The following is a 14,531-nucleotide window of genomic DNA, read 5'->3' as shown; positions in this document are numbered from 1 at the left end:
GATAATGTTTCTTGTAGACTATATAATGGAAGTTGCTACTAAACCGTTCACTCTCTTAGTTGTCAGAGATAGGCGTATTTTTCAATAATCATTGTACATTAGGCATTTCCGGCCCGAATGCGTCAATTCTTCGCTATATTCCTTAAAACGCTGCTTTACCTGTTCCTAACGGTAATCGGCTTGCTGTTGGGAATTGTGCTGGGGTTACAGATTCCGGCGGTGCAAACGCGGGTAGTGAGCGAACTGGCCGCGCGTTTCTCCGAAAAACTTCAATTTCCGGTTGATATCCAAGGTGTTTCCATCAAATGGTTCGATTCGATCACGCTCACCGGCGTCCGTATTCGCGATAAGGAAGGACGGCCCATGATTCGCGTGGGTCGGCTCGATGCGGATTACGATCTGAAGAACCTGATCGATTCATCGGCGCACAACATTCACCTGGATGAAATTGTGCTGTACCGGCCCGATGTCCAGATGATTAAAAACCCGAAGACCGGCGATACCAATCTGGACGAATTCATTGCCCGGATCGAAGAGCTGACATCTGATCCGACCAAGCCCAGTATCCCGAATCAGAACGTTCCGTTCACGGTTAGCCATATTCATCTGGTCGAAGGGATGTATACGCTCGAAGACCCGCGCGAGCCCTTTATAAAAAACCGGAACCGGTTCGATTACAATCACTTCACGCTCAAAAACCTGACGGCGGAAGTTAGTAACTTCCTGGTCTTGGGCGACACGATTGCGCTCGACATAAAAGGTTTGTCGGGTTTTGACCGGGATTCGAAGTTACTTATCCGGCAACTGGACACGCGCTTTCTGTACTGCAACACGAAAATGGAACTGGCCAAGCTGCGCGCGCACATCGGCAATTCCATCATTCGTAACAGCCTCACTTTTTTCTACGACAGACCATCGGCGTTCAGTGATTTCAACAGCCGGGTGCTGATGCAGGCCCATTTCCGCGACAGCGAAGTGCAATCCAAAGACCTGGGCTTCTTTTCGGATTATCTGCGGGAATTAAACGAGACCTGGTATCTGTCGGGCAATTTTACGGGCACCGTCAACGAGTTTCGGTTGAGCCACACCGATCTTCGCTTTGGACCCGGTGGACGTAGCCGTCTGGCGGGCGATATTGCCTGGAAAGGATTACCGGACATGGACAAAACGACCGTCGATTTTGCCTTTACGCCCTCGGTCGTGAACATGGCCGACATCCGGCAATACTACCCTGACACATCCTTCAATCACACGATTCAGAAGCTCGGTACGGTCGCTTTCGACGCTAAATTTGCCGGTACGTTCGATAACTTCAGGACGAAGGGGACATTTCGCACGGGTATAGGCAGCGTAACGGGTGATCTGGCACTGAAGCTGGCGAAAAACTCCGATCAGACTACATACACCGCCAACCTGAAGAGTGAAAATCTGGATCTCGGTAAACTGATCGATCAGTCGGATCAATTCGGTAAGCTGGATGGCGAAGGCCGTATTACTGGTCACGGAACGGATCTGGAGCGAGCCAGTATCGATGTCGATGGCCGGTTAGGCCGCTTCGGCTGGCAGGGTTATGATTACCGCAATATCGTGGCGCAGGGCAATTTGCAGAATGCGTTGTTTCGGGGTAAACTGGGGCTGACCGATACCAATCTGGACTTTGCGCTGGATGGTGAATTCGACCTGCGGGAGCCGAAGCATCGGTACGACCTGCATGGTGTCATTCGCCACGCCGACCTGCGTGCGTTAGGCTACATGGCGGATTCGCTCGTTGTCAAAACTGATTTAGCGGTCAAGCTGGAGGGTAGTAAGCTGGATGATATTGTCGGTAACGCCGATTTCCACAACGCCGAACTAAGCCTCGGTAAGCGTAACCTGCGTGTTGGAACATTGTCGCTGCTATCGTCCATCGAACGGAAAGACTCGATAGGCACGCAGCGTTACTTTGACCTTGATTCCGATTTTCTGATTACGCGCTTGCAGGGAAATTTCCAGCCACAACGCACCTTCGACGACCTGAAACGACTGGCTCGCGAGTATGAACTTCACTTTGCTGGTGATGCCGCTGGCATGAAAGCGTATTATCAGCAGAAACTGCGGCAGGCAAGTGCACTACGCACTAAAGCAACTCCGCGTTACGGCGTTGACTTCCAGTTTGTATCCAAAGCAATAGCGCCCCTGATGGCGTTTCTGAGCCCTACGGTCTACGTAGCACCGGCCACACGCCTTGAGGGGCGGTTTACGGTCGATAATACCTCATTTCTGACGGCGAATGTCAAGTCTGATTCGCTCAGCTTCGGGAAACTGGGCTTCGGGCCGAGTGAATTGGACCTGACGACGTCTAAATTCACGTATGGCGAAGAAGTGCTGGCATCGGCGGTGGTATCGTCGCAACGCCAAACCTTCAGTTCATTGCTGCCAACCCGGAATCTTCAGGCTGAGGCTTCGTGGGACGTCGACCATATCAACTTCACCAGCAGTATCGATCAAGCCAACAGCTCGAACCGGGCCGATCTGAACGGCGAAATGCGTTTTAAAGGCGATGCCATCGATCTGACCTTTCATCAGTCGAAAGTGCGCGTGCTGGACAGTGACTGGACCCTGAATCCGCAGAGTATCATTCGCAAAGTCGGCACCGACTACACCGTCAGCAATATGTCGGTACTAAACCAGAATCAATTGATTCTGGTATCGGGAAAGGTCTCGGCGGACTCTGTACAGCGACTAAATCTGGAAGCGCGAAACTTCCTGCTCCGGTCGCTGAATCCGCTTCTGAATACAGAGCTGGGCGGCAAACTCAATGGAACCCTGACCGTGCGCGATGTGTACGAGACGCCCATTATCGAAAGTGAATTTTCGGTTGATACCCTCTCCTACCAGAAAGCATTGGCGGGTGATCTGCGTGGTCGGGCAAAGTGGGATCAACAAACGCAGCGACTCAACGTCAACGCGAATCTCAACCGGAATGGGGCCGATGTGCTGACCCTGGCGGGCAACTACACCCCTCAGCAAAAATCGAATCCGCTGTCGCTGAAAGCCAACCTCACCAACGCTGATCTTCACCTGCTCGAAGCGTTTACGACCGATCTGTTTTCTAACCTTGGCGGCATGGCCAATGGCGTAGTAGCGATAACCGGCACCCCATCGGCCCCGGTGCTGAACGGCGACGTTAGTGTAACGGGCGGACGCGGTCGTTTCGATTACCTAAAAGCAGATTTCACCTTCGACGATAAAATTTACTTTGGCGAAAATGAGATCGTTACCCGTAAACTGACGCTACGCGATCCGGACGGCAATACGGCTCTGATTCGGGGTGGTGTCTATCACGATGGATTCCGGTATTTCACGCTGGGCTTCGACGCCGACCTGAAGAACTTCCGAATCCTGAACACCGTTGCCAAAGACAATGACATGTTCTATGGACAGGCCGTTGTAACGGGTAAAGCCGAACTCTACGGCCCGCTCAATAATCTGACGATTCGCGCCAATGTGGCCAGTAATAAAGGCACGCGCATTTTTATTCCGCTGGATGGAGCAACGTCGCTGGCGTCCGATGATCAAATTCGGTTTGTCAGCCGCAGTGCACCCGCTAGCCAAACAACAACGTCGACTAAAACGGGAAGTGGCGCATCTGACCTGGACTTGTCCCGGATTCAGATGGATTTCAATTTTGACATTACACCCGATGCCTATTGCGAAATCCAGCTCGACCGTCAGACGGGTGATATTATCAAGGCGTATGGGCAGGGCCGGCTGGCTATGAAGGTCGATACGAAAGGCGATTTCTCGATGACGGGTAACTACGAGATTCAGCGGGGAGAATACACGTTCACGTTCCAGAATATCATCAACAAACGGTTTCAGATTCGTCCGAACAGTCGCATTACCTGGACGGGTGATCCGTACGGTGCCTTACTGGATGTTACAGCGGCTTACACGCAGTATACCTCGCTCTCTCCACTCTTACCCACGTCGAGCACCAGTTCCGACCAGACGCGCCGATACCCGGTCGATCTGGTTATTAAGCTGAACGGTGATCTGGATTCACCAGCCATTAGTTACGATCTGGACGTGAAAGAATTCCCCGCTTCGTCCGATTTCCGACAGGCCGTAACGGCGTTCAAATCCCGCATCCAAAGCAACGATCAGGAGTTGACCCGCCAGGTGAGCAGCGTTTTGTTATTCAACCAGTTACTGCCCGAAGGAACCAACCTGTTCGATCAGGGACAGGTCAACTCCGGGGTGGCTAACAGTGTGAGCGAATTGATTTCGAATCAGATTAGCCGGCTGGCATCGAATCTTGATGAGAAACTGGACGTAGGCGTATCAATCGGGGGATTCACCAGTACCAATACCCAGAACGAAAACCTGCTCAACAACCTACAGCTTCGGTTCTCGTATCGTTTACTGAATGATCGGCTGCGTATCAGTCGCGATGGTGGCTTTACGTACGGGCAGAGTCAGTATAATGCCGCCAGTCTGCTGGGCGAATGGACGCTAGAATACTTCATTACACCGGACGGAAAATTCCGGGCAAAGGTGTACAATCGGAACCAGCAGAGCGTACTGTCCCAGTATAGCGTCAACAGTACGATTACAACGGGTGGCGGATTGAGTTTTTTGTATACCCGCTCGTTCAACCGGCTCTTCGGCAGCAAGCGCAACACACCTGGCCTAGCACCGGAAAAGCCTGTTATCGAGTCGGCTCCATCGATTCCAACACCGATCACGACCTCAGCCGGGAGTAGCCGAACGGCCTTTTAGTTAGCTTCCATCTTCCTTGTAACAGGCTTTCCCATTGAGTTCCTGCTTCTGCCAATCGACAAATTAGTAAACCAGCCCTTGCGTTTTAGGCTTCCAGTCCGTATGTTTGTTTAAAATTAGTCTAAATAAGAAAGCAGACTACAGATTCGTCCTGACAGCTGACGGATAGATTGATACATACTGATCGTAGTAGTGATTTAAGACAAGTCATAGGTTAGGTTACGGGACAAGGAACTGGCGTTTGACCAGTTCCTTTCTGACAAACAACTCGTTTATGCAGGAGACAAATTCGTTGCTTGCCACCGCCCGCGCTAAACTGGAAGCGTCGCTACTGGCGAAAGGCTTGCGTCGCTCAGGAGAGCGGTTTGCCATTTTGGAAGAAGTCTATTCCCGGAATGATCATTTCGACGCGGAAGAATTATTCCTGGCCATGCACCAGAAATCGTATCCTGTCAGTCGGGCAACGGTCTACAACACGCTGGAGGTTCTGGTCGATTGTGGGCTGGTTCGGAAACACCGGTTTGGTGAAGAAGACAACGTCAAGAGCCGCTACGAGAAATCGCTGGGACGTCAGCAGCACGCGCATCTGGTCTGCACGGTCTGCCACAAGGTGAAGGAATTCTGCGATCCCCGCCTGCATCTGATTCAGACCAACGTTGGCAACGCCCTTCAATTTTCCGTGGAGTCGCATTCACTGGTTTTTTACGGCCAGTGTACGGACGAGTCATGCGCAACGAAACCGACTGATGATACGGGGAAATTGGATAGTAACGCGTAGACGATACCTCGTCCAAAACAGGTGTGGTGATTAAAGTAATCGTTCTCCGCTGATCAGCAGGGGTAAAATTGCCGGGTTTGGCCTTTACTTACCAAACCCCCTTTGTTGATCAATGCAATCACGTCACTATTTTGGTCGGTTCATCAGCAGCCCATCCCCCAGGCAATCAACGTTCTCCCCATCCCGGACGCGCGTAGGCCTGTTTCTGTCCCTCTGCCTACTGCTGGTTAGTATGAGCCCTGTCGCGATGGCTCAGCGAACGTTTACCAATCCCATAAAGTCATCGGGTCCCGATCCGTGGGTGCTGCAAAAAGACGGCTGGTATTATTACATGAATACCACCGGCCGTAATCTGACGCTCTGGCGAACGCATAATCTGGCGGAACTCGCTACGGCAGAAAGCAAAATCGTTTACACCCCTCCTGCCGGACAGCCTTATTCCAGAGATTTATGGGCTCCCGAAATTCACTCGTTCAACGACCGCTGGTACATCTACTTCTCAGCGGATTCGCTCAATAACCGCTCGCACCGGGTTTGGGTCATCGAAAACGCGTCGCCCGATCCCATGCAGGGTGACTGGGTGATGAAAGGAAAAATTGGCGATAAAGCCGACCATTGGGAAATTGATATGTCGGTCATTGATTATAAGGGACAGCTTTACGCAGCCTGGTCGGGGTGGGAAGGGCCAACGAATGGCCGGCAGGATATTTACCTCGCCCGGCTCAAAAATCCCTGGACAATCGACGGTGACCGCATCAAAATCTCGCAGCCCGATCTACCGTGGGAAATGCACGGTGATGTGCCCCAGGCGTGGCAGAAAAACGGCGAAGTCCCTAAAATTTACGTGAACGAGGGACCTGAATTTCTACAGCACAGCGATAAACTGTTCATTGTGTATTCGGCGAATGCCTGCTGGCTCGATTACTGTCTGGGCCTATTGACGTACAACGGCAAGGGTGATCTGCTGGATCCCGGCAGCTGGACGAAAAGCCAAAACCCGGTATTTGTGCAGGCTCCCGAAAATGGCGTGTGGGCTCCGGGCCACGGTGGTTTCTTTCGCTCAGCCGATGGCAAGCAGGACTGGATGATCTACCACGCTAACCGGTCAGCTACCGATGGCTGCGGGGATAAACGAGCCCCTTATATTCAGCCTTTTACGTGGCATGCCGACGGGTCGCCCGATTTCGGCAAACCAATTGTCAATGTAGCAGTTCCGGCACCAATAGCAAAGTGACGAGTCCGTTAACGACGAGTGATGCCGGTTAACTAGGTAATTGTCCTATTTCGTAACAAACAGACGGGCCATACTCGTTTCTAGTTAACGCCCCGCTTACTCAACTGCCCTATTACGCTCTTTACTCATTTCCCTCAATTCTCAAACCAATGCAAAAACTAATTTTTCCGGTGCTCGCAGCTGTTGTTGGCCTCAATGCCTGTCAGCAAGCCAACAAAACGGAACAAAAGGCAACGGATTCACTAGCCGTCGTTTCTGGCGACACAACCGCAATGATAGACGCGAAATTACCCGATCCAGCATCGTTCGGCGGAGATGTGGCTGGCAAAAAAGCGAGCCTGTATATCCTTAAAAACAAAGCCATTCAGGTCGCAATCACCGACTACGGCGCACGGATCGTGGGCCTGCTTGTACCCGATAAGAACGGCAAAGTAACGGATGTAGCACCCGGTTTTTCGACCGTAGCCAAGTATGAAAAGCCGGAAGGGGCTTTCTTCGGTCCCATTGTTGGTCGGTTTGGCAACCGGATCGCGAAAGGCAAATTTACGCTGGATGGTAAACCCTACACGCTTGAACTCAACAACAACGGTAACACTTTACACGGCGGACCCACTGGCTTTCATAACCACGTCTGGGATGCCAAACAAGTGAATGACAAAACGCTTGAATTAACCTATGTTTCGAAAGATGGCGAGGGCGGCTTTCCCGGAACGGTGACCACCAACGTGACCTACTCGCTAACCGACGATAATGCCTTGAAGATCGTTTATTCGGCCAAAACCGACAAGGCTACACCTTATAACCCAACGAGTCACGGGTTCTTCAATCTGAACGGCGAGGGCAGCGGCACGATCAACGATCACCTTGTGATGATCAACGCCGACAAATACTCGGTGGTAGACAAAGGACTGATTCCGCAGGGTGAACCCGCTTCTGTCGTCGGCACTCCGTTCGATTTTCGTAAACCAACGACGGTGGCGGCACGCGTAGACCAGATCAACGAACAACTCACCTTCGCCGGAGGATACGACCATAACTGGGTATTGAACAAACCCAAATCGGGCGAACTAACCACCGCTGCCGAAGTGATTGGCGACAAATCTGGGATCAAAATGGACGTACTGACGACCGAGCCAGCCCTCCAGTTCTACGGCGGTAATTTCTTCAAAGGAACAGATACCGGCAAATATGGCAAACCCATTGTCTATCGTGGTGCGTTCGCGATGGAAACCCAGCATTACCCCGATTCGCCCAACCATCCGACTTATCCAAACACGATTCTGAAACCCGGACAGACGTACAGCCAGACAACCGAGTATCGGTTCTCGACCGTGAAGTAATCATTGGCCAATATGCTGTTCTGAGTCTTGTATCACTTACTTGTTAATCCCTATTGCTACGTATGAATCGTTTTTTGTTTCTAGTATGCCTGTGCCTGGTTGCCATGACCACCTTTGGACAGGACGCACCGGGTCGCTGGTCAGCGAAGAAAGCCAATGATTGGTATGCCAAAGAACCGTTTTTGGTAGGAGCCAATTATGCCCCGGCCAATGCCATTAACGAGCTTGAAATGTTCCAGGCCGAAAGCTTTGACCCTGCAACGATCGATAAAGAGCTGGCTATGGCCGAGAGCATCGGCATGAACACCATGCGGGTTTTTCTGCACGATCTGCTTTGGCAGGACCCCGCCGGTTTTACCAAACGACTGGACCAGTTTCTGAGCATTTGTGCCAAACACAAAATCCGCCCGATGCTGGTGCTGTTCGATTCGTGCTGGGACTCGTTCCCAAAATTGGGTAAGCAGCGTGAGCCGGTGCCAGGTATTCACAATTCGGGCTGGGTACAGAGTCCCGGCGTAGCCGCGTTGACCGATGTATCGCAATATCCGCGCCTGGAAACGTACGTGAAGGGTGTAGTGGGTGCCTTTAAGAATGACAACCGGATTCTGGCGTGGGACGTCTGGAACGAACCCGATAATACCAACGACAACAGCTACGGCAAAAATGGCAAGAAGCTTGAACCTGCCAATAAAGTCGCTATTGTGACGGGTCTGCTTCCGCACGTATTCCAGTGGGTGCGGGTGGCCGGAGCATCGCAACCGGTAACGTCAGGTGTTTGGGTATATCGTACACCCGCCGACTGGCAGAATTCAGCGAAATGGAGTCCCATGGAAAAGGTTCAGTTTGAGAATTCCGATATCATCACCTTCCACCAGTATTCGAACCCAACGGAACTGGAAAAGGTCATTCCCGCGCTGGAATCATTTGGTCGTCCGGTTATCTGCACCGAATACATGGCCAGGGGGGTTAACAGTAAATTTCAGTCGCATTTACCCATTGCGAAGAAAGCGAAAGTCGGTATGATCAACTGGGGTTTCGTGGCCGGCAAAACACAGACATTCCTACCCTGGGATAGCTGGCAAAATCCATACGTCAACGGTCGCGAACCGGCTATCTGGTTCCACGAAGTGTTCAAACAGGACGGTACGCCCGTTGACCCCGCCGAAGTGGCCGCAATCAAGCAGGCAACCGGAAAATAGACGCTACACGCATCAGTTAATGTATCAAGTCGGTCGGGCACGCTGCCCGACCGACTTTTTTGGCTTATGCCGGCATCATCTATGTCCATAAACACGTAAAGCATTGTAGCGAGTCAGTTTAGCTGTAATCTAGGTCGACCAACCGCAAAACAAACCCTAACTTTGTCCCGTGATCGGGAAGCCAGCTGCTTTCTCCAACCGCTCATTCATCGACTTACGTTTTTCTATGCGATCAGTTCTCCTGCTGTTTTTTGTCTTGGTCAGTCTACAGGCCCACGCGCACCTTGGTAGCATTTCCGGAACCGTACACGATCAGGCTACGAATTTGCCCTTAAGAGGTGTTACGGTGCAACTGACCGGGTTGGGCAAGGCCACACTCACGAATGAGCTGGGGCAGTTTCGGTTCGATGGGTTGGTGCCGTCACCCTACAAACTGGAGCTGTCTTACGTGGGGTTCAAGTCACTGCTTGTCGACGTGGTGGTTCGGGAAGATCAGACAACGTTTTTAAAAACAGTCCTCACCAGCGCTCCTGTCGAGCTTCGCGAAGTGGTCGTTTCATCGCAACGTGCACACGATCAGCAGCTGATCAGTAGCCTGGATATCAGGTTACGACCCATTACCAACTCACAGGAAATTTTACGGCTGGTTCCGGGCCTATTTATCGGCCAGCACGCGGGTGGCGGCAAGGCCGAACAGATTTTTCTGCGTGGCTTCGACCTCGATCACGGCACCGATATTCGCCTGACAGTGGATGGTATGCCCGTCAATATGGTATCACACGCGCACGGACAAGGTTACGCCGACCTTCACTTCGTTATTCCCGAACTGGTTGAAGGAGCCGATTTCAAGAAAGGACCTTATCATACCGACAAAGGCAATTTTTCGACGGCGGGCTGGGTGGACTTCAGAACGAAAACAGCGCTGGATCATTCGTTTGCCAAGCTCGAAGTCGGGCAGTACAACACCTACCGGGCTGTCGCTGGTCTGGATCTGCTCGGCAGCAAAGGACGGGCTAAAAACCAGTCCGCTTATCTTGCTTCTGAGTATTCCTATTCGGATTCATACTTCGATAACCCCCAGCATTTCAAGCGCGTAAACGTGGTAGGTAAGTATCACGGCCACCTCACTCCGAACACCAATCTGACGCTGACCGGCTCAACGTTTTGGAGCAAATGGAATCACTCCGGTCAGATTCCCGACCGGGCGGTCGAATCGGGTTTGATCGGCTTCTTTGGCTCCATCGATCCATCGGAAGGTGGCGAAACCAGCCGGACAAACCTCAATGCGCAACTGGTAACCGTTACGCCCCGTAATCACATCATCAAAAATCAGTTTTTCTACAGTAATTATAACTTTGAGCTGTATTCCAACTTCACGTTCTTCAAAGAGGACAGTGTGAACGGGGACCAAATCCGGCAGAAAGAACACCGCAATCTGTTCGGCTACAATGGTAGTTATTCGACCCAGACCAATATTGGCAAGACCCGCTGGACCACAACGCTGGGCGCGCAGTATCGGCAGGACATAACGAACCACACCGAACTGTCGCATACCAAAAATCGTGTAGAGACGCTGAATCGGATTAAGTTTGGCAACATCAATGAGATCAACGCAGCGGCCTACGCTGACGAGCTTATTCAGCTATCCGATCAGTTCACGCTCAATGCGGGCGTTCGGGTCGACTATTTCCGGAGTCAGTACGAGGATTTGCTGGTCGTTCCACCTACGACTAAACGCGCAACGCAGGCTATTGTATCACCTAAGCTGAATCTGTACTACACGATCAATCCGCGTTTTCAACTGTATCTCAACACAGGTAAAGGATTTCACTCCAACGATGCGCGGGTCGTAACGGCTCAGGATGGCCCGCTCCGGCGTACCGGGCAGATTTTACCCGGCGCTTACGGCTCCGATCTGGGCGTGCTTGTCAAGCCATTTCCCAAATTGCTGATCAATGCGGCTGCCTGGTATTTGTGGATGGAACAGGAGTTTGTTTACGTTGGCGACGAAGGCGTTGTGGAGCCAAGTGGACGGTCAAGGCGGCAGGGTATCGATGTCTCAGTCCGTTATCAGCTCACCAGAAACCTCTATGCTGACATTGATCTGAATACGGCGAAACCGCGCGCTATCGATGCCGAAGTAAGTCAAAATTACCTCCCGCTGGCCCCGACATTTACCTCAACGGGTGGACTATCGCTTCAAACAGCCTATGGTCTGAACGGATCGATTCGATACCGATACATGGGCGACCGCCCGGCAAATGAAGATAACTCCATTGTGGCAAGCGGTTATTTTGTCACGGACTTACAAGCCAATTACACCAAACATCGATACAACATCGGGCTGTCGGTACAAAACCTGCTAAACACCCGCTGGAAAGAAACGCAGTTTGCTACCGAAAGCCGGTTGCAGGGTGAATCGGCCCCGGTCGACGAAATTCACTTCACGCCCGGTACTCCATTCTTCGCCCGGCTAAGCCTGACCTATTTCTGGTAAGTTAAGTAGCCCGGACGTGGCCGTCCGGGCAGGAACTAGGTTGACTACCCGAACATAGCCCTCTAGGCTACTCAATAAAAAGGGCCAGAATCGTTTTCTGGCCCTTTTTGTTGCTAATTACTTATTCCTGTCGAACGCCTGTTGTATCCGGGGGAGTTGTGGGTTCAGGAGCCGGAGCCGTTGGTACGAACGTCGAATCGCTCACGTCTCCCGTTGCGGTCGAATCCGACTCTTCGGTATCTTCTTCTTCGTCCGAGTAGCCGCAGTTTAGATAATTTTTCTCGACGGTGAATGCTGGCTTCGGAAACGGTCCCTGCAAATCCTTAAACCGCGAATCGGCATACACTTTTTTCAGGAACTGGCCTACCAGCGGCAATGCCGTTTTTGCTCCTTCCCCAAGGTCTGTCGAGCGGAAGTGAATGCTGCGATCGTCACCCCCGACCCAGGCCCCAACGACCAGTTTGTCGGATATTGCCACGAACCAGCCATCGGAGTTGTTCGACGTCGTGCCGGTTTTCGCGCCCATCTCATTATGGTTTTTCCCTATATCGTACGACCATAATCCCTGCGATGTGCCTCCTGACTCCTGGAGCCCACCCTGTAGCATGTAACGCATCAGAAAAGCGGATTCGGGACTGATAGCGCGCGTCTGCTTCGATTTGAATGTTTCGATCACGTTTCCGTCCCGATCTTCGATGCGCTGCACAATCATGGGCTCTATCGCTTCGCCTTCGTTGACGAATGCGCAATAGGCCCCGACCAGCTCATAAAGCGATACGTCCGACGAGCCAAGCCCGATCGATGGAACCGCATCCAGCCGACTCTTTATGCCCATCCGGTGCGCATACTGAGCCACCCGTTCGGGCGTGACCCGATCCGTAAGCTGGGCCGTGATTGAGTTGACCGAACGCGCCAGCGCCCGGCGCAGGGTCATGTTCGAGTAGGTGTAATAGCCCGTTGAGTTGCGGGGCTCCCAGATGTCTTCTTTCCCTTCGGCATTAATGAACTCCTTGCGGAAAGGCCGGTCTTCAACCCGATCGCAGGGGCTTAAATTGACCAGTGAATCGTCGATGGCAGCCGTATACACAAACGGCTTGAACGTTGAGCCGGGTTGTCGTTTCCCCTGTTTGACGTGGTCGTACTTGAAATAGTCGTAATCCAGCCCACCGACCCATGCCCGAATATAGCCCGTATGCGGGTCCATAGCGACCATGCCCGACTGCAAGAAATGTTTATAGTACGCAATGGAATCGTAAGGCGTCATCTCCGTAGAGTCGTACCCGCGCTTTTCGGTCCAGCTGAAAACCCGCATCTTGTACTTCTTATTTTTCATGTAGTACATGATCGAATCGGGGTATAGCGGCATGAACCGACGACTGAGGGTTTTGTACCGCTCCGTACGACGCGCCACTGAATCAATGAACCCCGGCAACTCATTACCGTCTTCGTCGGTCCAGGGGTTCTGGCCACGCCAGTGATTGTCGAATGTCCGCTGCAACTGCTTCATTTTCTCGCTCGTTGCGTCTTCGGCGTATTTCTGCATCCGTGAGTCAACGGTCGTAATGATGCGTAACCCATCGGTATACAGGTCGTAGCCGTTTTCTTCGCCCCATTTTTTCACATAGTCCTGAACCGCATTTTTCAGATAACTGGCGGGTCCGGAGTACGGATTTTCTGGAGTAAAGTCCGTTTCCAGGGGAATTGCGCTCAAAGAGTCGGCCTGTTTTTTGGTCAGGTAATCGTATTTTGCCATCTGCCCCAGCACTATGTTCCGACGCTCCTGCGACCGTTTCGGGTTCTTAAGTGGGTTATAGCTCGTGGTCGCTTTCTGTAAACCAACCAGCACGGCCCCTTCCTGAACATTCAGGCTATCGGGTGCTTTATTGAAGAACGTCCGGGCTGCGGTTTTCAGGCCAAACGCATTGCTACCAAAATCGACCGTATTAAAATAGTAGGTAATGATTTCCTCTTTCGAAAAATTGCGCTCCAGCTTCAGGGCCATCAGCCATTCTTTCGACTTGTAGATCACTTTACGGATAAACGGAATACGGGTCAGCAACCCTGACTCGGTCTTTCGGCGCGTCTTGAACAGATTTTTGGCCAATTGCTGGGTGATCGTCGATCCACCCCCTTCGCGACCGAAGCTGATGAGGGCCCGGCCAATAGCACGAGGATCAACACCGCCATGTTCGTAAAAACGCACATCTTCGGTGGCAACCAGCGCATTGATCAGCTGTTTCGGAATATTTTCGTACTTAATGGGTGTCCGGTTCTCGGCATAAAACTTCCCGATCATCACGCCATCCTGCGAATAAATTTCCGACGATTGGTTCAATTTCGGATTTTTCAACTCCTCCACACTAGGCATTTCGCCGGTCAGATACAGGAAGTTGTAATTGAGCATAAACACATAGATACCCAGAACCAGGGCAGCCGTTAAGCCTCCCTGTATACCATATTTCAGATACGGATAATACCAGGCATCGGGGTCAATGTAGCGGTGAATGAATGAGCGTAGTTGATTACGATACGTACGGTAGGTCAAAACCCATCCGCTAACCCGCTCTTCACCGGCAAGCCGGGCTGTCTGCCGATATAATTGCCGACCAACTCCGCGCCTAACTTCGCCAAATTCTGTCCGGCGTAGTCGAATTCGTCGTCGAAACGCTCCAAACGCGTGCCGGACGGCGCGGAATCGCTCCCTGTATTCACTCATGCGTTA

The 14,531-nt window shown here is 52.0% G+C and carries 7 protein-coding genes; 6 read left to right on the top strand and 1 reads right to left on the bottom strand.

Translation table 11 applies throughout. The features are described 5' to 3' along the window. Nucleotides 1–117: 117 nt before the first annotated feature. The 6 genes from GK091_RS04715 (at nt 118) to GK091_RS04690 (ending at nt 11,809) form a co-directional block, all read left to right on the top strand. On the top strand, nt 118–4,761 hold the full coding sequence (locus tag GK091_RS04715) for a translocation/assembly module TamB domain-containing protein (RefSeq protein ID WP_164035452.1): 4,644 nt from the start codon (nt 118–120) through the stop codon (nt 4,759–4,761). Between the two features lie 274 nt (nt 4,762–5,035). Then, nucleotides 5,036–5,539, top strand: a complete 504-nt coding sequence (locus GK091_RS04710) for a Fur family transcriptional regulator (protein ID WP_164035451.1) — start codon at nt 5,036–5,038, stop codon at nt 5,537–5,539. A gap of 232 nt (nt 5,540–5,771) precedes the next feature. Beyond that, nucleotides 5,772–6,773 (top strand): glycoside hydrolase family 43 protein, encoded by a 1,002-nt coding sequence (locus tag GK091_RS04705; RefSeq protein ID WP_164040564.1) that lies wholly within the window; start codon nt 5,772–5,774, stop codon nt 6,771–6,773. Between the two features lie 149 nt (nt 6,774–6,922). Then, nucleotides 6,923–8,113: an aldose epimerase family protein gene (locus tag GK091_RS04700; RefSeq protein ID WP_164035450.1), complete on the top strand. Its 1,191-nt coding sequence runs from the start codon at nt 6,923–6,925 to the stop codon at nt 8,111–8,113. Between the two features lie 62 nt (nt 8,114–8,175). Next, nucleotides 8,176–9,312, top strand: a complete 1,137-nt coding sequence (locus GK091_RS04695; protein ID WP_164035449.1) for a cellulase family glycosylhydrolase — start codon at nt 8,176–8,178, stop codon at nt 9,310–9,312. Between the two features lie 226 nt (nt 9,313–9,538). After that, nucleotides 9,539–11,809 carry a TonB-dependent receptor gene (locus GK091_RS04690; RefSeq protein WP_164035448.1) on the top strand — a complete coding sequence of 757 codons (2,271 nt, stop codon included), beginning with the start codon at nt 9,539–9,541 and terminating at the stop codon, nt 11,807–11,809. A gap of 121 nt (nt 11,810–11,930) precedes the next feature. Here the strand turns inward: GK091_RS04690 and GK091_RS04685 are convergent, their stop codons facing one another. Continuing rightward, entirely contained in the window at nt 11,931–14,525 is a 2,595-nt protein-coding gene (locus tag GK091_RS04685) for a penicillin-binding protein 1A (RefSeq protein ID WP_164035447.1), read from the bottom strand. Nucleotides 14,526–14,531: the final 6 nt, after the last annotated feature.

The sequence above is a fragment of the Spirosoma agri genome (assembly GCF_010747415.1).
Classification (GTDB): Bacteria; Bacteroidota; Bacteroidia; order Cytophagales; family Spirosomataceae; genus Spirosoma; species Spirosoma agri.
The sequence above is the reverse complement of the archived record's forward strand: the minus strand, read 5'-3'. Positions and strand labels throughout refer to the sequence as shown.

Bases quoted from the DNA above. Each gene is read 5' to 3' on its own strand.
- GK091_RS04695 (WP_164035449.1), top strand. From the start codon at position 8,176: ATGAATCGTTTTTTGTTTCTAGTATGCCTGTGCCTGGTTGCCATGACC.
- GK091_RS04710 (WP_164035451.1), top strand. From the start codon at position 5,036: ATGCAGGAGACAAATTCGTTGCTTGCCACCGCCCGCGCTAAACTGGAA.
- GK091_RS04715 (WP_164035452.1), top strand. From the start codon at position 118: ATGCGTCAATTCTTCGCTATATTCCTTAAAACGCTGCTTTACCTGTTC.
- GK091_RS04705 (WP_164040564.1), top strand. From the start codon at position 5,772: ATGAGCCCTGTCGCGATGGCTCAGCGAACGTTTACCAATCCCATAAAG.
- GK091_RS04700 (WP_164035450.1), top strand. From the start codon at position 6,923: ATGCAAAAACTAATTTTTCCGGTGCTCGCAGCTGTTGTTGGCCTCAAT.
- GK091_RS04690 (WP_164035448.1), top strand. From the start codon at position 9,539: ATGCGATCAGTTCTCCTGCTGTTTTTTGTCTTGGTCAGTCTACAGGCC.
- GK091_RS04685 (WP_164035447.1), bottom strand. From the start codon at position 14,525: ATGAGTGAATACAGGGAGCGATTCCGCGCCGTCCGGCACGCGTTTGGA.